Source organism: Variovorax sp. GW821-FHT09B01 (genome assembly GCF_059418345.1).
Window position 1 is genome coordinate 51,274 of sequence record NZ_JBWKPQ010000004.1, and the last position, 20,980, is coordinate 72,253.

The window sequence follows — 20,980 nt, forward strand, 5'->3', positions numbered from 1 at the left end:
GTGCCTGCGCCGTGACAAAAGGCCCGCGCCTCTTTCGAGATCGCGGGCCTTCTTTTCGAATCAGCGGCGGATCATTGGTCGTTCAGATGGATCTGCAGCACGCCCGTAAAGGCCGGCGATGGCGGTCCGATGAGCAAGGACAGGTTGGTGCTCTGGATACCGATGTAGTTTTCGGACGCCGGTGTCTTGGGCTCGACATCCTTCAGATCGGCGCGACTGCCGAGGTTCTGGATGGAGAAGTCGAGCTTGCTCCTCGAACCATCGGACTTGAGGGTGTCACGGTTCAGGTTGGTGGCGTTCGCGCTCACGGTGAGCTTGCTCCAGCCGCCATTGGTGGATGCACCGTAGGCGACGACATCGCGCCATTGGGAGCGGACCGGCAGTCCTGCCCTGAAGACGGTCTTGGCCGGATCGGCGGCCAACTTACCGGCCGAGATCACGACGACCTCACCATTGACCCTCAGCGCGAGGAAGTCCTCACTGTCCTTCGAATCCGCGATGTTGGTGGCACGCCAGAAGCCGGCCGGTGCTGTCGCGGCGACCGCGTAGGTCTTGAGGCCGGAAGGCGGGCACCCGAGAACTTCGAAGACATAGTGCTCGGTGCACAGCTCGAGCTGGCGGCCGTCTCCGGAAATGCGGAACTGGTTGATGGAGGAGGTCGGCCCCACGCCATAGGCACGCTCGACGCTGAACCGGTTGTAGGTTCCCGCCAGTTCCCCTGCGTTCAGCGGTGCCGCCCGACGGGTCATCGCGATGAAGGGCTGCGCGGTGGCGCCATCTTCGGGCTTCAGGGCGCCGACGATCAGGTCGGCCGACGGATAGGCTGCCGGATTGCTCGCAGCCAGGCGGAAGCGGGCGATGTTGGCGGCTGCATTGCCCTTGTCGTCGAAGACGAAGCTGCCGGGCTCCTTGTCATCGGCTGCGAACGATCCCGTGAGCTTGCGGGTGTCCTTGCCCACGAGTTCGTAGACCTTCGCATCGAAATCCAGCCGAAGCTTCTTCTGGACGCCACCGGCGCTGAAGAACTCGTAGGTTCCGTTGCGCGGGTCGCCTGGGGAAGTATTCAGGTAGACGGCGGCGAACTGCGTGTTCGTGAACGAGCCGCCCGAGGGAATGCTGGCCAGCCACCCGATGATGGGCCAGCCTTGCTCGCTCCCCGGATCGATGTTGACGATCTGGGCCGACCACTTGGTGCCGGTGATGCTCAGGTTGCGGAACTTGAGGAAGCCATGGTCGCCGTAGCGCGGATCGACGTCCGCATAGCTGTAGTCAGAGTTGGCAACGGCTTCGTCGAAACCATGATCGTCCTGAGGCGTCCACCTGACCGGCAGGTTCGTCGAGAACTCGACCCGGTCGCCCGCCTTGATCCGGACTTCCGGATAGGCCTTCCCGCTCGCGGGCGGAGTCGGCGTCACGACCTTGCCATTGACCGACACAGTCATGGTCACGGCATCGGAGGGCACGGTCGGCAGCCCGCCCAGCCCCAACGCACCCACGCCACCACCACCGCCGCCTCCCCCACCGCCGCATGCCTGCAGGCCCAGCGCAACGACCGCGGCCAGCAACAGCCTCCCGTATGACTTCCTCATAGAAACTTCCATTTCGAGCAACTTCTGTCTTGATCCGATGGCCAGAAAAACAGGGCACCGCCGGGAATTCACCTGGCCGATGCCCTTTTCTTTCCTCGCCGCATCACCGTCGACCCTGCCAGGGTGTTCCCCGAGCGGCCCACGGCTCTGCCTAGTTCATCCAGCGTTACTCAAAAATGTTTAGCGAAAAGCGCTGAATCCGAGTGGTTTCAGGGGACTTGATGGCGCAGCGCCAAGTCGCTCTCCGCGTCCCGCAGCCTGAACAGGCTCGTCACCTCCACATCCAGCACCATCAGCTCCCGCTGATTGAACAGCCGCCAGCGCCAGCGCAGGATGCCCAGCGTGGGCTTGCTCTCGGAACGGCGCACCTCGATCACGTCGGCCACGAGGCGCAGCGCGTCGCCGGGGCGCACGGGGTTCGGCCAGCGCACGTGCTCGAGGCCCGGCGAGGCGAAGGATTCGGAGCCCGCGAGCGCGGCCTCGACCACCAGCCGCATCGCGATGGCGCAGGTGTGCCAGCCGCTCGCGATCAGGCCGCCGAAGGGGCTCTCGCGCGAGGCCTCGGCATCGGTGTGGAACCACTGCGGGTCGTAGCTGCGGGCGAAGCCGACCAGCTCCTCTTCGCTGAGCAGGTAGGGGCCGGCCTCGATGACCTGGCCGGCGTGGAAATCGGCGAACTTCATCGGCGCAGCGTATCCGGCTCCAGGATGAAGATCAGTAGGTCTCGAGATGCAGCCGGCCTTCGCGCTTGAGCGCGGCGCCCACGGTGTCCCAGTCCAGGCCCGCGTCCCGCGCCACGTCGCGCAGCGCGAGCACCACGCCCTCCTCCATGCTCTTGAGGCCGCAGACGTAGAAGTGGCTGGCGCCGTCCTTCAGCAGCGCGGCGAGGTCGGCCGCGCGCTCGCGCATCAGGTCCTGCACGTAGCGCTTGGGGCTTCCCGGCGTGCGCGAGAACGCGAGGTTGATGTCGATGAAATCCTTGGGCAGCGACTGCAGCGGACCGAAGTAGGGCAGCTCCTGCTGCGTGCGCGCGCCGAAGAACAGCATGAGCTTGCCGCCCTCGAACTTGCCGCTCTTGCGCAGACGGCGGCGCCACTCGGTCATGGCGCGCATCGGCGCGCTGCCGGTGCCGGTGCAGATCATCACGATGTGCGACTTCGGATGGTTCGGCATCAGGAACGAGGCGCCGAAGGGGCCGACCACCTGCACGGTATCGCCGACCTTGAGGTCGCAGACGTAGTTCGAGGCCAGGCCGCGCACCGGGTTGCCCTGGTGGTCCTCGGTCACGCGCTTCACGGTGAGCGAGACGTTGTTGTAGCCGGGCCGCTCGCCGTTGCGCGGGCTGGCCACCGAGTACTGGCGTGCGTGGTGGCGCTTGCCGATGGCGTCGACGCCGGGCGGCACGATGCCGATCGACTGGCCCTCGAGCACCGGGAACGGGATGGCGCCGAAGTCCAGCACGATGTGGTGGGTCTCGCTGTCGAAGCCGGCCTCGGTGCAGTTGAAGTTGCCCACCACGGTGGCGGTGGTCGGGGTCTTCGGCGGGAACAGGTTGGTGTAGGCATGCGCGGCCGACCAGGGCGGCACGGTGGCGCCGTACTGGGCCGAGTGGAAGACCGGCTCGGCCGCTTCGGCGCTCGCGGCCTGCGCCGGTGCCGCTTCGGCCACCTCGGCGGCATCGGCCACGTCGGCCGTCACGCCCGCGGCCTCGAGCTCCTCGGGCGTGAGTTCGGCCGGCAGCGATTCCCAGCCGAGCTGTTCCTCGATCGAGTAGGCGCGCACCAGCGGCATGGTGCGCCAGTTGTCGATCGAGCCCGTGGGGCACGGCGAGATGCAGGCCATGCAGCCGTTGCAGACGTCCGCACGCACGACGTAGTTGTTGTCGTCGTGCGTGATCGCGTTGACGGGGCAGGTGGCCTCGCAGGTGTTGCAGCGGATGCAGATCTCGGGGTCGATCAGGTGCTGCTTGATGACCCCGGCTTCAACGGCCATGTCCATGTTGTTCTCCATCCCCTCGCCGTGGGGACGAGGGATTCATATCCAGGCGCTCAGCCGAAGCGGACGTATTCGAAGTCCACCGGCTGGCGATTGATGCCCATCACCGGCGGCGCGATCCAGCCCGCGAACTTGCCCGGCTCGATGACGCGGCCCATCAACGATGCCACGAAAGCGAAGTCTTCGGTGCTCGGCAGCCATTCGTCGCGCTTGGCGGCCCATTCCATGTCGTTCACCACGCGGCCCTCGGGCGACATCTTGATGCCGGCAAGCGCGCCGATCTGGCGGTTGAAGGCCTTGTGCGGCACGACCAGGCGGGTTGGAATGCCGGCCTTCTCGAGCACCTTGTTCCAGCGGCCGACGCCGGCCACCGAGTCCTTGATGAAGTCGTCGCGCAGCACTTCGTTGAGCGCGTTGAGCATCGGCACGTCCTTCTCGACGAGCTGGCCGTCCTTCACCTCGAGCACCTTGTAGGTCTGGCCCTTGAGCACGTGGTCGTCGGTGCGCTTGCCTTCCTCGTAGCGGCCCTTGAGGCCCGAGCTGTAGAAGATGGCGGCGTTGCTCGACTGGTCGGCGCCGAACAGGTCGATGGTCACGCTGTAGTGGAAGTTCAGGTAGCGCTGGATGGTGCCGAGGTCGATGGCACCGGCCGCGCGCACCTTCTGCGCGTCGTCGGTCTTCAGTTCGTTCATGACCTGCGCGGTGCGCGCGATCACGCGCGACACGCCGCTCTCGCCCACGAACATGTGGTGCGCCTCTTCGGTCAGCATGAACTTGGTGGTGCGCGCCAGCGGATCGAAGGCGCTCTCGGCCAGCGCGGAGAGCTGGAACTTGCCGTCGCGGTCGGTGAAGTAGGTGAACATGAAGAACGCGAGCCAGTCGGGCGTGCGTTCGTTGAAGGCACCGAGGATGCGCGGGTTGTTCTCGTCGCCCGAGGTGCGCTGCAGCAGTGCATCGGCTTCTTCGCGGCCGTCGCGGCCGAAGTGCTTCTGCAGCAGGTAGACCATGGCCCACAGGTGGCGGCCTTCTTCCACGTTGATCTGGAACAGGTTGCGCAGGTCGTACATCGAGGGCGCGGTCAGGCCCAGGTGGCGCTGCTGCTCGACCGAGGCGGGCTCGGTGTCGCCCTGCGTGACGATGATGCGGCGCAGGTTGGCGCGGTGTTCGCCGGGCACGTCCTGCCAGGCCTTCTCGCCCTTGTGGTCGCCGAAGTGGATCTCGCGGTTGGCATCACCCGGGTTCAGGAAGATGCCCCAGCGGTAGTCGCGCATCTTCACGTGGCCGAACTGGGCCCAGCCCTGCGGGTCGACGCTCACGGCGGTGCGCAGATAGACCTCGTGGTTGGTCGAGCCCTCGGGGCCGACGTCGTCCCACCAGTTGATGAAGTTGGGCTGCCAGCCTTCGAGCGCGCGCTGCAGCGTGCGGTCTTCGCCGAGGTTGACGTTGTTGGGGATCTTCTCGCTGTAGTTGATCGTGCTCATCGTTGTTCCTTGGGTTGTACGGGCTGCAGGTTCAGACGCGGTTGAGATCGAAGCCGGCCTTCTCGCCGGTGCCGTAGACCTTGAGCGCACCCTTCTCGCCGACGGCGTTGGGGCGGTTGAAGATCCAGTTCTGCCAGGCCGAGAGGCGGCCGAAGACGCGCGTGATCATGTTCTCCTTGCTCGAGAAGCGCAGGTTGGCCTCGAGGCCGGTCAGCGAGTCGGGCGACATGGCGGCACGCTCCTCGATCGCGATGCGGATCTCGTCGTCCCAGTCGATGTCGTCGGGCGCGGCCGTGACCAGGCCGAGCTTCAGGGCCTCGTCGGCATCCAGCGGCTTGCCGGCGGCGCCGCGCGCGGCCTCGAGCGGCGCGGCCTCCTCGTAGAAGCGGCGCTGCAGGCGGCTCTGGTCGTTGACCATCGGGAAGAAGCCGAAGTTGAATTCGTTCAGGACCAGCCTGGGCGCGCGCTCGGCGTCGTCGGGCAGCGCGAGCATGTAGGTGCGGTCGGCCGCGAAGGCCAGCTCGGCCAGCGTGCCGGCGAAGCAGGAACCGGCCTCGACCAGCGCGAACAGGCTGCGCGAGGACACGTCGAAGCGCGCCAGCGTGCGGCGCAGCGCGCCGATGGTCTCGCGCACCAGCCAGTGGTCCTTGTTCGCGAGCATCACGGCGTCCGAGGCCAGCACGGCCTGGGCGTCGCCCTCGGTCTTCAGCAGCCAGGTGCCGATGTCGAGTTCGTTGGTGCGCAGGTTGAGGATCGCGTCGTCGAGCTCGCGGCACACGGCCAGCGGCCACCAGGCGGCGCCCGCGGCTTCGATGGCGGCGATGTCGGCCGGCTGCGCGCCGCTCGGCGCCTTCACGGTGATCGCCGCGGTGCGCTTGCTGCGGTCGATCTGCACGTTCACGTGCGAATAGGCGATGCCGTCGGCGCTGTCGGTGCGCTCGAGGCGCGTGAGGGCCACGCCCTTGGCGCCGGCGGGGCGGTCGCTGCCGGCCGCGAGCTGCGAGGCGCGTTCCTGCACGGCGGCGGCGAACTGCGCGGGCTTGGCGACCGCGTCGACCAGGCGCCATTCGACGGCACGCTGGCCGCGCACGCCTTCGACGCTGGTGCAGAAGATGTCGGCCAGGTCGTGGCGCACGTGGCGCTTGTCGGTCACGCGGGTCAGGCCGCCGGTGCCGGGCAGCACGCCGAGCAGCGGCACTTCGGGCAGCGAGACGGAGGAGGAGCGGTCGTCGACCAGCAGGATCTCGTCGCAGGCCAGCGCCAGTTCGTAGCCGCCGCCGGCGCAGGCGCCGTTCACGGCCGCGAGGAACTTCAGGCCCGAGTGCTTCGACGAGTCTTCCATGCCGTTGCGGGTCTCGTTGGTGAACTTGCAGAAGTTCACCTTCCAGGCGTGGCTCGAGACGCCCAGCATGAAGATGTTGGCGCCCGAACAGAAGATGCGGTCCTTGCCGCTGGTCACGATCACGCTGCGCACCTCGGGGTGCTCGAAGCGGATGCGGTTGAGCGCGTCGTTGAGCTCGATGTCGACGCCGAGGTCGTAGCTGTTGAGCTTGAGCTTGTAGCCGGGGCGGATGCCGCCGTCCTCGGCGATGTCGAGCGTGAGGCGCGCGATCTCGCCGTCGAAGCCGATCGACCAGTGGCGGTACTGGGAAGGCTCGATGCGGTAGTCGACGCGCGGGGCGGCGGTGGATGCGGTGGTGTCGGTCATGGCGGGGGTCTCCTGGGTCTTCCGTGGGCTTGAAAGGCCGCGGGACAAGGTCGATGCACGAATAATAATGCACTTTCCTGCGGCGATGACATGCATCATGCTGCATGTTTACGGGCACGTCAATGCCTGATGCGGTTTTTTTCGAGAACGTGACCGAAGCCCGGGCCGGCGCGCGGCGGCGCCGGCCGGGTCAGGCCTTCAGGCCCATCGCCTGGCGGGCCGCGGCGCGCAGGTTCTGGAAGCTCTGCGGCAGGGTCTGGCGGCTGGTGTCGACCGTGAGATCGGCCTTCGAATAGAAGGCGGCGCGGCCGTTGAGGATGCGGCGCAGGTCGTCCATGGCTTCGCGGCTGGCGGCCATCGGGCGGGTGTCGCCCTGGGCCGCCACGCGGCCCATGTGCTCCTCGGGCGCGGCCTGCAGCCAGACGGTGGTGCAGTGCGCGAGCAGCTCGTTGAAGGTGGCGGGGTCGGAGACGATGCCGCCGGGCGTGGCGATCACCACCTCGCTGTAGATCTGGATCGCCTCCTCGAGCGCGCGGCGCTCGTAGCGGCGGTAGGCGTTGGTGCCGTAGAGGTCGTGGATCTCGCGCACGCTGCAGCCGGCGAGCTTCTCGATTTCGCGGCTCAGTTCGACGAAGGGCACCTCGAGGTCGTCGGCCAGCATCTGGCCCAGGGTGGACTTGCCCGCGCCGCGCAGCCCCACGAGCGCGATGCGCCGGTGCCGCGCCGGGTCGACCGAGGCCGTGCCCAGCAACTCGCCGAGCGCCACGCGCACGCGGCGCAGATCGGCCTCGCTGCGGTGCTCGAGCAGCTCACGGATCAAAAGCCACTCGGGCGAGCTGGTGGTCACGTCGCCGACCAGCTCGGCCAGCGAGCAGTGCAGCGCGCCCGCCACCTGCTGCAGCACCAGGATCGAGGCGTTGCCGATGCCGTACTCGAGGTTGGCGAGATGGCGCTCCGACACCTCGGCCGCGATCGCCACCGCCTTGCGCGTGAGCCCGCGCTGCGCGCGCAGGTTGCGCACGCGCTCGCCGAGCGCGACCAGCAGCGGGTTCTTCACCTCCCCGGGCGCGGCGGGGGCGGCGCCTTCCGGCGCGGTGGCCAGCACCGCGTCTACATGCTCATTCATGCCATTCCTCTTGTTTCGCCGGCATTGTGCGCGCTCAGGGTAAACACCATAGATGCACTATATTGCTTGACACTGGTTGTCTCGATGCTTATTGTTCGGCCACACGCAAGATACTGCACGTGCAGCATTCCTGCAAGGCAATACCAAAGTTCGAGGCCCACGATGTCCGACAGCAGCCACTCCGCCAGCCCCGGCGGCAAGGAAGCCTTCCACCAACTGATCGCCGGCCTGACCGCCGAGATCGCCGGCCGGCCGCTCGACGCCGAGCTCGACCGCTGGCTCAACGCGAACCACGGCGCCGGCAGCCCCACTTTCGCGCGGCTCGGTGCCGCCTGCCGCCAGGGCGTGGCCGAAGGCTGGCTGTGCGAGCGCGAAGGCGGCGGCATCAGGTACGGCCGCGTCTTCAAGGCCGAGGACGCGCTGCACCGCTTCTCCGTCGACGTGGTCGACATGCAGGACATCGCCGGCCCGCACCACACCCATCCCCAGGGCGAGATCGACCTGATCATGCCGCTGGACGACAGCCCCGCCGCCAGCTTCGACGGACGGCCCGCGGGCTGGTGCGTCTACGGCCCCGGCAGCGCGCACCGCCCGACCGTCGCGCAAGGCCGCGCGCTCGTTCTCTACCTCCTGCCCGAAGGGCAGATCAAGTTCACGGTATGAGGCACTCCCCCAGGCTTGCCCACTTCGTGTGGCCGCCAACCCCCTCGCCGGGGGCAACACCAGCGGCCCGGCAAAGCCGGTTCCGCGGTGTTCCCCGAATCTGCACACATCGAGAGCCCATCGAATGACCGAGCTTCTTCCCAATCACGTCGCCGGCCGCTGGCAAAGCGGCTCGGGCGCCGGCACGCCCCTCTTCGACCCGGTGCTCGGCACCGAGCTCGTGCGCGTCGACGCCACCGGGCTCGACCTGCCCGGGGCCTTCGCGTTCGCCCGCGAACAGGGCGGCCAGGCCCTGCGCGCCCTCACCTACCGCCAGCGCGCCGGCTTGCTGGCCGCCATCGTCAAGGTGCTGCAGGCGAACCGCGATGCCTATTACGAGATCGCGACCGCGAACTCGGGCACGGTGAAGAACGACTCGGCCGTCGACATCGACGGCGCGATCTTCACGCTGGGCCAGTACGCCAAGTGGGGCGATGCACTCGGCGACGTGCGCGCGCTGCGCGACGGCGAGGCCGCCAGGCTCGGCAAGGAGCCGCTGTTCCAGTCGCAGCATTTGCAAGTGCCCACGCATGGCGTGGCGCTGTTCATCAACGCCTTCAACTTCCCCTCGTGGGGCCTGTGGGAGAAAGCCGCGCCCGCGCTGCTCTCGGGCGTGCCGGTGATCGTGAAGCCGGCCACCGCCACCGCCTGGCTCACGCAGCGCATGGTCAAGGACGTGGTCGACGCGGGCGTGCTGCCCTCGGGCGCGCTGTCGGTGATCTGCGGCAGCTCGGCCGGCCTGATGGACCAGCTCCAGCCCTTCGACGTGGTCTCGTTCACCGGCTCGGCCGACACCGCCGCGCTGATCCGCTCGCACGACGCCGTGGCGCGGCGCTCGGTGCGCGTGAACATCGAGGCCGACAGCCTCAACAGCGCGCTGCTGCTGCCCGGTGCCGCGCCCGGCAGCGAGGCCTTCAACCTGCTGGTGCGCGAGGTGGTGCGCGAGATGACGGTGAAGGCGGGCCAGAAGTGCACCGCGATCCGCCGCATCCTCGTGCCGGCCGAGCTCTACGACGCCGCCGCCGAGGCGATCGGCGCCAAGCTCGCGGGCGTGAGCGTGGGCAACCCGCGCAACGAGGGCGTGCGCATGGGCTCGCTGGTGAGCCGCGCGCAGCTGGCCGCGGTGCGCGAGGGACTCGATGCGCTCGCCGCGCAGACCCAGGTGCTGCACGACGGCCGCGACCGCCCGCTGGTCGACGCCGACCCGGCCGTGGCCGCCTGCATCGGCCCGGTGCTGCTGGGCGCGCGCGACGCCGACGCGGCGCGGCAGGTGCACGACATCGAGGTCTTCGGCCCGGTCGCCACGCTGCTGCCCTACCGCGACACGGCCCATGCCTTCGCCCTCGCCCACCGCGGCCAGGGCTCGCTCGTGACCTCGCTCTACGGCGCCGACGAGACGGCGCTCGCGCAGGCGGCGGTCGAACTCGCGGCCAGCCATGGCCGCGTGCACGTGATCACGCCCGAGGTGGCCCAGGCCCAGACCGGCCACGGCAACGTGATGCCGATGTCGCTGCACGGCGGCCCGGGCCGCGCGGGCGGCGGCGCCGAACTCGGCGGCCTGCGCGCGCTGGACTTCTACCACCGCCGCAGCGCGGTGCAGGCGGGCAACGGCGTGCTCGCCGCCCTGGGGCTGTAGCCGCCCTCCCTATAGATACAGCCGCAGCGCCCCCACAGAGGCCCCAAGGAGACACACGATGAGCCTGCCACCCCGCTTCAACTTCGCCGAGCACCTGTTCGCGCTCAACCGCGAGCGCGCCGCGCGCACCGCCTACGTCGACGACCGCGGCACGCTGAGCTACGGCCAGCTCGAGGAACGCGCGCGCCGCCTGGCCGCGGCGCTCAAGGCCGCGGGCCTGCGCCGCGAGGAACGCGTGCTGCTCTTGATGCTCGACGGCAACGACTGGCCCGTGAGCTTCCTCGGCTGCCTCTATGCCGGCATCGTGCCGGTGGCCGTCAACACGCTGCTCACGCCCGAGGACTACGCCTACATGCTCGACCACAGCCGCGCGCAGGCCGCGCTGGTGTCGGGCGCGCTGCTGCCGGTGCTGCAGGAAGCGATGGCGCGCGGCGGCCACGAGCTGCACACGCTGCTGGTGTCGCAACCGGCAGGTGCGCTGCCCGAGGGCGCGCAGGACTTCGAGGCCGCGCTCGCCGCCGCCGAGCCGCTGGCCGCGCCCGCGCTCACGGCCTCCGACGATCCCGGCTTCTGGCTCTACTCCTCGGGTTCCACCGGCAAGCCCAAGGGCACGGTCCACACGCAGGCCAACCTCTGGTGGACCGCCGAGCTCTACGGCAAGCCGGTGCTGGGCCTGACCGAGAACGACGTCTGCTTCTCGGCTGCCAAGATGTACTTCGCCTACGGCCTGGGCAATGCGCTGACCTTCCCGCTGTCGGTGGGCGCCACCGTGGTGCTGATGGCCGAGCGGCCCACGCCCGACGCCACCTTCCGCCGCTGGGTGGAACACAAGCCCACCGTCTTCTTCGGCGCCCCCACCGGCTTCGCGGGCATGCTCGCCTCGCCCAAGCTGCCGGCGCGCGAGGCGGTGGCGCTGCGCATGTGCTCGTCGGCCGGCGAGGCGCTGCCCGGCGAGATCGCGCAGCGCTTCAAGACGCACTTCGGTTGCGACATCATCGACGGCATCGGTTCCACCGAGATGCTGCACATCTTCATCTCGAACCGGCCCGACGACGTGCGCTACGGCACCACGGGCAAGCCGGTCGAGGGCTACGAGGTCGAGCTGCGCGGCGAGGACGGCCGCGCGGTGCCCGATGGCGAGGTCGGCGACCTCTACATCCGCGGCCCGAGCTCGGCGCTGATGTACTGGACCAACCGCGAGAAGTCGCGCGAGACCTTCCAGGGCGGCTGGACCAAGAGCGGCGACAAGTACACGCGCGACGCCGACGGCTACTTCACCTATGCGGGTCGCAGCGACGACATGCTCAAGGTCAGCGGCATCTACGTCTCGCCCTTCGAGGTCGAGGCCACGCTGATGCAGCACCCGGCCGTGCTCGAAGCCGCCGTGATCGGCAAGGAGGACGGCGAGGGCCTCACGAAGACCAAGGCCTTCGTGGTGCTCAAGGACGGCGGCACCACCACCGAGGACGAGCTCAAGGCCTTCGTGAAGGAGCGCCTCGCGCCCTACAAGTACCCGCGCTTCCTCGAGTTCGTGGCCGAGCTGCCGAAGACGGCGACCGGCAAGATCCAGCGCTTCCGGCTGCGCGAGAGAGAGAAGCAGGCATGAGCGCCGCGCCGGGCCGCCCCAAGCAAGCTCGCACCGCAGTGCGGAGCACGAAGGTGTTTCAATGAACATTCCCGACTTCGCCACCATCGACTGGCGCGGCCGCGCGGTGCGCATCGAGTGCCAGTGGATCGCGCCCGAGCGCGGCAACGCGCCGCTCGTTGTGTTCCTGCACGAAGGCCTGGGCTCGGTCGCGATGTGGAAGGACTTTCCCGCGCGCCTGTGCGAAGCCGCCGGCGTGCGCGGCCTGGTGTTCTCGCGCCCCGGCTACGGCCGCTCGACGCCGCGCGCCGAGGACGAGATCTGGGACGTGGACTTCATGCACCGCCAGGCGCACGAGGTGCTGCCCGCGCTGTTCAGCGCGCTCGCGCTCGACGGCGAAAAGCCCTGGCTGTTCGGCCACAGCGACGGCGGCTCGATCTCGCTGCTGTACGCCGCGCGCTTTCCAGACCGCGTCGCGGGCCTGGTCGTGCTGGCGCCGCACATCTTCGTGGAAGACGTGACGGTGGCGAACATCGAGCTCGCGCGCACCGCCTACCTCGGCACCGACCTGCCGCAGAAACTCGGCCGCTACCACGACAGCGCCGACTCGGCCTTCTGGGGCTGGAACCGCATCTGGCTGCATCCGCCATTCCGCGACTGGAACATCGAGGCCGAGCTCGACACGATCCGCTGCCCCGTGCTCGCCGTGCAGGGGCTCGGCGACGAGTACGGCAGCCTCGCGCAGATCCGCGGCATCGCCGCGCGCGTGCCCGGCTGCGAGCTGCTCGAGATCCCCGAATGCGGGCATTCCCCGCATCGCGATCAGCCGGATCGTGTCATCGTCGCGGCCACTTCGTTCATCACCAAAAACAGGAGACAAAGCTCATGACCATTCGCCACACCACCCGCCTCGCGCTGACCGCGCTGTCCTTCGCCGCGCTGTGCACGGCCGCCTCGGCCCAGGGCACGGGCAAGCTCAAGGTCGGCCTGATGCTGCCCTACAGCGGCACCTTCACCGCGCTGGGCGTGGCGATCGAGAACGGCTTCAAGCTCTACGTCGACGAGCAGGGCGGCAAGCTCGCGGGCCGCGAGATCGAGTACTTCAAGGTCGACGACGAGTCCGATCCCGCCAAGGCCACCGACAACGTCAACAAGCTGATCAAGCGCGACAACGTCGACGTGATCGTGGGCACCGTGCACTCGGGCGTGGCGATGGCCATGGCCAAGGCCGCCAAGGAGAGCGGCACCGTGCTGATCGTGCCCAATGCCGGCGCCGACGCCGTGACCGGCCCGATGTGCGCGCCCAACATCTTCCGCAGCTCGTTCAGCAACTGGCAGCCGGCCTACGCCATGGGCGAAGTGGCGGCCAAACAGCAGGGCAAGAAGAAGGTCATGACCATCACCTGGAAGTACGCGGCCGGCGAGGAGTCGGTCAACGGCTTCAAGGAAGGCTTCGAGAAGGCCGGCGGCAAGGTCGACAAGCAGCTCACGCTGCCGTTCCCGAACGTGGAGTTCCAGGCCCTGCTGACCGAGATCGCGGCGGCCAAGCCCGATGCGGTGTACGCCTTCTTCGCGGGCGGCGGCGCGGTCAAGTTCGTCAAGGACTACCAGGCCGCGGGCCTGAACAAGACCATCCCGCTGTACGGCCCGGGCTTCCTGACCGACGGCACGCTCGAGGCGCAGGGCGAATCGGCGCAGGGCATGCTCACCACGCTGCACTACGCCGACGGCCTGAACACGCCGCGCGACACCGCCTTCCGCACCGCCTACGCCAAGACCTTCAAACTGCAGCCCGACGTCTACGCGGTGCAGGGCTACGACGCCGCGCAGATGCTGGGCGTGGGCCTCGCCGCCACCAAGGGCGACATCACGAAGAAGGCCGACTTCGCGGCCGCGGTCGAGAAGGCGAAGATCGACAGCCCGCGCGGCACCTTCACGGTCAGCAAGTCGCACAACCCAGTGCAGGACATCTATCTGCGCAAGGTGGAAGGCAAGGAGAACAAGCTGGTGAGCACGGCGATCAAGGGTCTCGCAGACCCCGCGCGCGGTTGCCGCATGTAAGGCCTCGGCCTTCCGCTGATCGGCTCGATCTTCTTTCGTTTTCGTATTTCGTCCCGGCCCGCCCCTGCCCGTTCGGGCTGAGCCTGTCGAAGCCGCCGCGCAAGCCGCGCGCCCCGCCTTCGACAAGCTCAGGCCGAACGGCTGGAGCGGCATCCGGCTCCGATTCTTGCCAGCCTCTTCAGTGAGACCCCACCCGTGGACTTCGGCACCTTCCTCGTCCAGTGCCTGAACTCGGTTCAGTACGGACTGCTGCTCTTTCTCGTCGCCTCGGGCCTGACGCTGATCTTCGGGATCATGGGCGTGATCAACCTCGCGCACGGCAGCTTCTACATGATCGGCGCCTACATGGCGTTCTCGCTGGCGCCACTGTTCGGCGACCAGTTCCTGCTGATGCTGGTGGCCGGCGTGGTGCTCGCCGCCATCTTCGGCTACCTGCTCGAGTGGGCCTTCTTCAGCTACCTCTACCAGCGCGACCACCTGCAGCAGGTGCTCATGACCTACGGCCTGATCCTGGTGTTCGAGGAACTGCGCTCGATCCTGGTGGGCAACGACGTGCACGGCGTGAAGGTGCCGGCCTGGCTCGACGGCAGCTTCGCGCTGGGCAGCGTGATGAGCTATCCCTGGTACCGCCTGTTCGCCTCGGCCGCCTGCATCGTGCTGGCGCTGGCGCTGTACTGGGTGGTCAACCGCACGCGCCTGGGCATGATGATCCGCGCCGGCGCGAGCAACCGCGACATGGTGCGCGGCCTGGGCATCGACGTGAAGCGGCTCTACCGCATCGTCTTCGCCGCCGGCGTGGCGCTCGCGGCGCTGGCCGGCATGATCGCCGCGCCGATGTCCTCGGTCTATCCGAACATGGGTGCGAGCGTGCTGATCATCTGCTTCGTGCTGGTGGTGATCGGCGGCATCGGCTCGATCACCGGCGCGCTCGTCGCCTCGCTGCTGGTGGGCTTCGTCGACACCTTCGGCAAGGTGTTCTTCGCCGACTTGAGCGGCATCGGCATCTACCTGCTGATGGCGATCGTGCTGATCTGGAAGCCCGAGGGGCTGATGGGACGGCGTCCATGAGTTCGATCCCCAGGACCTCCACGCGCATGATTGCCTCCACGCCCTCTTCTTCACTCGCCCGGGACGCCGGCTCGTTCGGCGGCGCAGCGCTGCCGCTGGCCTGCGCGCTGGCCATCGGCATCGCCGGCCCGCTGCTGGGCAACTACGCCTCGGACTTCATCGTCAAGGTGATGATCCTGTCGATCTTCGCGCTGAGCCTCGAGCTGCTGGTCGGCATGACCGGCCTCGTGAGCCTGGGCCACGCGGCCTTCTACGGCATCGGCGCCTACGTCACGGTGCTCGCCTCGGGCGCCGAGGGCGGCAACTTCGCGCTGCTGCTGCCCGCGGCCATGGGCGCGGCCGGGCTCTACGCCCTGTTCGTCGGCGCGCTGAGCCTGCGCACGCGCGGCGTGTACTTCATCATGGTGACGCTGGCCTTCGCGCAGATGGCCTTCTTCGTGTTCCACGACACCAAGGTCGGCGGCGGCAGCGACGGCATCTACCTCTACGTGCGCCCGGCCCTCGGCGCGCTCGACCTCGAGAACCGCACGGTGCTGTTCTACGTGGTGCTGGCGGCACTGGTGTTCACCTACGCGCTGCTCGCGCTGCTGCGCCGCTCGCGCTTCGGCGCGGCGCTCGCGGGCATCCGCGTCAACGAGCAGCGCATGCGCGCGGCGGGCTTCCCCACCTACGCCTACAAGCTCGCGGCCTTCGTGCTGGCCGGCGCGCTGGCCGGCCTCGCAGGCTTCCTGCTGGCCTCGCGCGACGGCGTGGTCAACCCCGAGCTGATGGCCTGGCACAACTCGGGCGAGGTGCTGCTGATGGTGATCCTCGGCGGCCTGGGCCACCTGCGCGGCGCGGTGATCGGCGCCATCGCCTTCACGCTGCTCAAGGAGATCTTCTCGACCCACGCGCTGCTCGGGCCGCTGGCCGACCACTGGCAGCTCACGCTGGGGCTGACCATCATCGTGTTCGTGGCGCTGCTGCCCAAGGGCCTGATCGGGCTGGTGCAGCGGCTGTCGCCGAGGAGCGGGGCATGAACGCACGCATGAACGATTCGGTGCTGCTGTCAGTCGAGGGCCTCACCCGCCGATTCGGCGGCCTGGTCGCGGTCAACGCGGTCACGCTCGACCTGCACGTGGGCGAGGTGCATGCGGTGATCGGCACCAACGGCGCGGGCAAGTCGACCCTGATCAACATGCTCTCGGGCGAGATCGAGGCCTCGGCCGGCCGCATCCGCCTCGACGGCGAGGACATCACGACGCGCGCGCAGTTCCGCCGCGCGCTCGCGGGCGTGGGCCGCAGCTACCAGCGCACCACCATCTTCCCGGAGTTCAGCGTGCACGAGAACTGCCGCCTCGCGGCGCAGGCGGCCACGCCGCGACCCTGGGCGATCTGGCAGCCGTCGCGCGGCTGTGCCGCGAGCTCGGCCTCGGCCGACGCGGCGCTCGAGGCCGCGGGCCTCGCCGCCGAAGCGCACCGCATCGCCGGCACGCTGAGCCACGGCGCGCAGCGCCAGCTCGAGGTGGCGATGTGCCTGGCCACGCATCCGCGCGTGCTGCTGCTCGACGAGCCGCTGGCCGGCATGGGCGCGGAGGAGACCGACCGCATGCTGAACCTGCTCGCGCAGCTCAAGGCCACGCACGCCATCCTGCTGGTGGAGCACGACATGGACGCGGTGTTCCGCGTGGCCGACCGCATCACGGTGATGGTCAACGGCACGGTGATCGCCACCGGCAGCCCCGACGCGATCCGCGAGAACCCCGAAGTCCGCACCGCCTACCTCGGCGAGGAACACTGATGCCCCCACGCTCTGCACTTCGTGTCATCGCTGCCCCCCGGGGGGGCGCAGGCCTGCCTTGGGGCGGCCCGGTGGGAGGCCTCTGATGCTCAACGTCAAGGACCTCAACACCTACTACGGCAACAGCCACATCCTGCGCGGCGTGCATGCCGAGATCCCGGCCGCGACCTCGGTCGGCCTGCTGGGGCGCAACGGCATGGGCAAGACCACGCTGATCCGCACGATCATGGGCTACGTGCGCCCCGCCTCGGGCGAGGTGCAGGTCGACGGCCGCACGGTCACGGGCCTGCCGCCCGAGAAGATGGCGCGCCTGGGCATCGGCTACGTGCCCGAGGGCCGCGGCATCTTCCCCAACCTCTCGGTGCGCGAGAACCTCGTGATGAGCGAGCGCGCGGGCATCGACGGCCAGCGCGCCTGGACCTTCGAGCGCGTGATGGCCACCTTCCCGCGGCTGGCCGAGCGGCTGTCGCACGGCGGCCAGCAGCTCTCGGGCGGCGAGCAGCAGATGCTGTCGATCGGCCGCGCGCTGATGACCAACCCGCGCCTGCTGATCCTCGACGAGGCCACCGAGGGCCTCGCGCCGCTGATCGTGGCCGAGATCTGGCGCGTGATCGAGCAGATCCGCCAGACCGGCATCGCCACCCTGATCGTGGACCGCGACTACCGCAAGGTGCTGGCCCACACCGAGCTCGCGGTGGTGATGGAAAAGGGCCAGATCGTGCGCCAGGGCGCCTCGGGCGCGCTGCTCGCGCAGCCGCAGGCGCTGGAGGCGCTGCTCGGGGTCTGAAGGCCCACCGCCATGACGCGCGAGATCAGCCTGCTCGACACCACGGGCAAGCCGTTGCGCATGGACGGCCGGCTGCTGCTGAACGCGGGCGCCACGCCGTGGCAGGGCTTCGCCTTCGAGGTGCGCGCGATGATCGGGGACGGCGAGAACCCGGCCTGCTACAACCCGCATCCGCTGATCGGACTGTGCGTGCGCGGCCATCTGAGCGGCGTCATGACGCAGGGCCGGCGTTCGCACCGCATCGAGACGCGCGCGGGCAGCATGAGCATCTTCGAGCGGGGCTACGAGGTCGACCGCGCGAGCTGGACCGGCTGCCTCGAGGAGATGATCGCGATCGAGATCCGCCCCGAGGCGCTGCGCAGCCTCATGCCCGAGAGCGACGGCGAGCTGCACCTGCAGACCCAGCTGTCGACCACCGACGCCACCTTGCAGCTGCTGGCCACCGCCATGCGCGACGAGATCGAGCGCGGCTGCAGCTCGGGCCGGCTGCATGCGCAGGGGCTGTCGATGGCGCTCGCGAGCTACCTGCAGGGCCGCTATGGCTGCGCGCGCAGCACGCAGCGACCGCGCGGCCGGCTCTCGCAGGCCGACCTGCGCCGCGTCTACGACTGGGTGATGGCGCACCTGGCCGAGGACTTCGGCATCGACACGCTCGCAGCCGAGCTGCAGATGAGCGCGGTGCACTTCACGCGGCTGTTCCGCGCCAGCACCGGCGCCACGCCCTACCGCTACGTGATGGAGCAGCGCGTGCGACAGGCACTCGCGCTGCTCGACGGCCCGCTCGCGCTGGCCGAGATCGCGCACGCGGTCGGCTTCTCGAGCCAGGCGCATTTCACGCAGGTGTTCCGCCAGCTCGTGGGCAGCACGCCCGCGCGCACGCGTGCATCGCGGGTAAGTCCGAGGGCCGGTTGAGGGAATCCTGCAAGCGCTGATCGCATGTCGATAGACCGTGCGAGGCACGCTCGGCACATTCGATGTCTGCCAACACAGGAGACAGAAGATGCGCCACCACAACAGATCCCACACCCGTTCCGTTCCACCCTCCATCGCCCTGCTGTGCCTCGCCGCGGCCGCCGCGCTCTCGGCCTGCGGCGGCAGCGGCTCGTCGGGCACCGTGCTGCCGATCGTGCCGGCCGCGCCGCCACCCGCCGCACCGGTCGCGCTGACGTGCGACGACAGCCTCAAGACCGCGTTCAAGCCCGATGCGAACACCACCGTGCGGCTGGTGAAGCAGTTCAGGAAGGGCGACGACCTCAACCTCGACGGCAAGGCCACCGGCACGCTCGCGGCCAGCGACCTGTGCATGGTCAAGCTCAACGTCGGGCCGGGCCACGCCGGTCCCGCGGGCGCGCCCTCGACCTCGCCGGGCATCGGCATCGAGGTCTGGCTGCCCGCCAAGGCCGCGTGGAACCAGCGCGTGCGCGTGCTCGGCGGCGGCGGCTTCGCGGGCGAACCCTCGATCAGCGCGCTCGACCGCATCGGCAACGCCGGCGGCATCGATTCGCCCTCGCGCGTGGCCGGCACCGAGGGCTCGGTCAGCGCCATCACCGACACCGGCCATGCCTCGTCGAGCCCCGTGGCCGGCACCGACGGCGCCTTCGCGATGAACTCCGACGGCACCGTCAACACCGCGCTATGGACCGACTTCGCGAGCCGCGGCATCCACGAGATGGCGGTCAAGGCCAAGGCGCTCGCGGCCGGCTTCTACGGCGATGCGCCGAAGTACTCGTACTGGGACGGCTGCTCCACCGGCGGGCGCCAGGGCCACATGCAGGCGCAGGTCAATCCCGACGACTTCGACGGCATCCTCGCGGGCAACAGCGCGATCAACTGGAGCACCTTCATCACGGCCGAGCTCTATCCGCAGGTCGTGATGCAACGCGACCTCGGCGGCACGCCGCTCACGCCCGAGCAGGCCACGCTGGTGTCCTCGGCCGCGGTCAGCGCCTGCGACAGCCAGCTCACCGGCAAGCACGAGGGCTTCATCAGCGACCCGGCCGCCTGCCGCTACGACCCGGTGCAGGACAAGGCCGTGCTGTGCACCGCGAGCGGCGGCAGCAATGCCACCGCGGCCTGCCTGAGCACCGCGCAGGCGCAGGCCGTCAACAAGATCTGGTACGGCCAGACCCGCGACGGCAGCGTCCCCGCGGCCGCGGGCGACATCGGCTACGGCCCCACGCTGGCGTCGAACCAGCTCTGGTACGGCCCCACGCGCGGCACCGCGCTCTCGGGCCTGGCCGGCTCGGCCGGCGGCGTGCCCGCGCCCTTCCCGATCGCCGTGCACCAGGTCGCGCTGAACCTGCAGGACCCGACGATCGCCACGCCCGATTTCATCAACGCCACCGGCAACGGCGCCGACCGATGGAAGGGCCTGGGCTACGCGCAGCTCGCCAACGCCAGCGACCGCGGCAAGGCGCTGCAGGGTGCGTTCGCGAACATCAACGCCTACAACCCCGACCTCGCGCGCTTCCGCGACCGCGGCGCCAAGATGCTGACCTACCACGGCCTGGCCGACCAGGTGATCCCGAACTCGGGCACCGCCCACTACTACGAGCGCGCGGCCGGCGCGATGGGCGGCATCGATGCGCTGCAGAAGTTCTACCGCTACCTCGAGATCCCCGCGATGGGCCATTGCATGGGCGTGGGCTCGGTCGACGGCCTGCCCGGCACCAGCCCCGCGGCCAACCCGCCGCTGCCCGCGCCGAACCAGCTGTTCACCGCGCTCACCGACTGGGTCGAGAAGGGCATCCCGCCCGAGAACCTCGTGCTGCGCAACGGCGACAAGTCGCTCGCGCGGCCGCTGTGCACCTATCCGAAGAAGATCGCGTACCTGGGCGGGGACACGTCGAAGGCGGAGAGCTTCGCCTGCCGCTGAGCCGTGCGCTCAAGCCGCGCGCTGCTTGACGACCGTGGGCTCGATGGCCGGCGCCGGCCACAGCGCGAGGTGGTAGCGGTCCTCGCCCTCGAGCCCGTCCTCGGACAGCGTCGCGAGCCCCGCGTAGCAGGCGCGCACGCGGTAGGTGCCCGGCGTGATCGCCATGCGCGCCGCATCCGGAAAGTAGTCGGTGCAACCCGCGATCGCGAGGCGCCCGCTCGCCGTCGCGAGCGTGCACTCGACGATGTGCTCCCAGGCATCGGCAGCGAGCGGCGGCGCGGCCTCGAGGATCTCGAGCGTGACCGGCACGTTCATGTTGCGTACCGTGCCGATGCCGACCACGCCGGGCGCGGTCGCGAGCATGCGCTCCACGGCCTCGTCGCTCCATGCATCGGAAAGATCGCCTTCGGCGGATTCGTCCTGGATGTAGAACTGAAAGTAGTCGGCGAAGAGCTGGAAGGTGTGCATGCATCGGTCTCCGGTGGAAACGAAGCGTAGCGCGTCCCGGTGAAAGTCCGGGGGCGCACCGGGTTTCACCTCTGTGCTGCGACAGCGCGACAGCCGAATGATGTCCGGCTGCGCGGCCG

18 protein-coding genes are annotated in these 20,980 nt (G+C 69.2%); 11 read left to right on the forward strand and 7 right to left on the reverse strand.

Annotated elements, in window-relative coordinates; translation table 11 throughout:
* Positions 1-71: 71 nt before the first annotated feature.
* The 6 genes from AC07RV_RS14715 to AC07RV_RS14740 form a co-directional block, all read right to left on the reverse strand.
* A complete protein-coding gene (locus AC07RV_RS14715) occupies positions 72-1,565 on the reverse strand; it encodes a hypothetical protein (RefSeq protein WP_296788550.1) in 1,494 nt (497 codons plus the stop codon).
* Between the two features lie 233 nt (positions 1,566-1,798).
* The gene (locus AC07RV_RS14720; protein ID WP_296788547.1) at positions 1,799-2,272 is read right to left on the reverse strand and encodes a MaoC family dehydratase; all 474 of its coding nucleotides are present in this window, start codon (positions 2,270-2,272) and stop codon (positions 1,799-1,801) included.
* 31 nt (positions 2,273-2,303) lie between these two features.
* Positions 2,304-3,587 (reverse strand): benzoyl-CoA 2,3-epoxidase subunit BoxA, encoded by a 1,284-nt coding sequence (boxA, locus tag AC07RV_RS14725; protein ID WP_296788544.1) that lies wholly within the window; start codon positions 3,585-3,587, stop codon positions 2,304-2,306.
* A 50-nt stretch (positions 3,588-3,637) separates the two neighbouring features.
* The gene (boxB, locus tag AC07RV_RS14730; protein WP_093343739.1) at positions 3,638-5,065 is read right to left on the reverse strand and encodes a benzoyl-CoA 2,3-epoxidase subunit BoxB; all 1,428 of its coding nucleotides are present in this window, start codon (positions 5,063-5,065) and stop codon (positions 3,638-3,640) included.
* A 31-nt stretch (positions 5,066-5,096) separates the two neighbouring features.
* Positions 5,097-6,773, reverse strand: a complete 1,677-nt coding sequence (gene boxC / locus AC07RV_RS14735) for a 2,3-epoxybenzoyl-CoA dihydrolase (protein ID WP_296788540.1) — start codon at positions 6,771-6,773, stop codon at positions 5,097-5,099.
* Positions 6,774-6,963: 190 nt separating this feature from the next.
* Positions 6,964-7,899, reverse strand: a complete 936-nt coding sequence (locus tag AC07RV_RS14740) for a helix-turn-helix transcriptional regulator (protein ID WP_203203572.1) — start codon at positions 7,897-7,899, stop codon at positions 6,964-6,966.
* A gap of 162 nt (positions 7,900-8,061) precedes the next feature.
* On the opposite strand from AC07RV_RS14740, the gene AC07RV_RS14745 reads away from it, so the two are divergent.
* From AC07RV_RS14745 to AC07RV_RS14795, 11 genes are all read left to right on the forward strand, one after another.
* Positions 8,062-8,562, forward strand: coding sequence for a DUF4863 family protein (locus AC07RV_RS14745; RefSeq protein ID WP_296788535.1), 501 nt, complete (start codon positions 8,062-8,064; stop codon positions 8,560-8,562).
* Between the two features lie 124 nt (positions 8,563-8,686).
* A complete protein-coding gene (locus AC07RV_RS14750) occupies positions 8,687-10,237 on the forward strand; it encodes a 3,4-dehydroadipyl-CoA semialdehyde dehydrogenase (RefSeq protein WP_296788533.1) in 1,551 nt (516 codons plus the stop codon).
* A 58-nt stretch (positions 10,238-10,295) separates the two neighbouring features.
* Positions 10,296-11,843 carry a benzoate-CoA ligase family protein gene (locus tag AC07RV_RS14755; protein ID WP_296788529.1) on the forward strand — a complete coding sequence of 516 codons (1,548 nt, stop codon included), beginning with the start codon at positions 10,296-10,298 and terminating at the stop codon, positions 11,841-11,843.
* Between the two features lie 61 nt (positions 11,844-11,904).
* Complete coding sequence (locus AC07RV_RS14760; RefSeq protein WP_296788526.1) at positions 11,905-12,711, forward strand: alpha/beta fold hydrolase; 807 nt, start codon at positions 11,905-11,907, stop codon at positions 12,709-12,711.
* A complete protein-coding gene (locus tag AC07RV_RS14765; protein WP_093343725.1) occupies positions 12,708-13,883 on the forward strand; it encodes an ABC transporter substrate-binding protein in 1,176 nt (391 codons plus the stop codon). Before AC07RV_RS14760 ends, AC07RV_RS14765 begins: the two co-directional genes overlap by 4 nt.
* Before the next feature lie 195 nt (positions 13,884-14,078).
* Positions 14,079-14,951 (forward strand): branched-chain amino acid ABC transporter permease, encoded by an 873-nt coding sequence (locus AC07RV_RS14770; RefSeq protein WP_093343724.1) that lies wholly within the window; start codon positions 14,079-14,081, stop codon positions 14,949-14,951.
* Between the two features lie 26 nt (positions 14,952-14,977).
* Entirely contained in the window at positions 14,978-15,970 is a 993-nt protein-coding gene (locus AC07RV_RS14775; RefSeq protein WP_296788521.1) for a branched-chain amino acid ABC transporter permease, read from the forward strand.
* 8 nt (positions 15,971-15,978) lie between these two features.
* On the forward strand, positions 15,979-16,731 hold the full coding sequence (locus AC07RV_RS14780; RefSeq protein WP_093343723.1) for an ABC transporter ATP-binding protein: 753 nt from the start codon (positions 15,979-15,981) through the stop codon (positions 16,729-16,731).
* Positions 16,732-16,816: 85 nt separating this feature from the next.
* Entirely contained in the window at positions 16,817-17,518 is a 702-nt protein-coding gene (locus AC07RV_RS14785) for an ABC transporter ATP-binding protein (RefSeq protein WP_057595313.1), read from the forward strand.
* A 12-nt stretch (positions 17,519-17,530) separates the two neighbouring features.
* A complete protein-coding gene (locus AC07RV_RS14790; RefSeq protein ID WP_093343721.1) occupies positions 17,531-18,430 on the forward strand; it encodes a helix-turn-helix domain-containing protein in 900 nt (299 codons plus the stop codon).
* 88 nt (positions 18,431-18,518) lie between these two features.
* Positions 18,519-20,393: a tannase/feruloyl esterase family alpha/beta hydrolase gene (locus tag AC07RV_RS14795; RefSeq protein WP_296788517.1), complete on the forward strand. Its 1,875-nt coding sequence runs from the start codon at positions 18,519-18,521 to the stop codon at positions 20,391-20,393.
* 9 nt (positions 20,394-20,402) lie between these two features.
* On the opposite strand, the gene AC07RV_RS14800 is transcribed toward AC07RV_RS14795, so the two are convergent.
* Positions 20,403-20,861 carry a hypothetical protein gene (locus AC07RV_RS14800; protein ID WP_296788515.1) on the reverse strand — a complete coding sequence of 153 codons (459 nt, stop codon included), beginning with the start codon at positions 20,859-20,861 and terminating at the stop codon, positions 20,403-20,405.
* Positions 20,862-20,980: the final 119 nt, after the last annotated feature.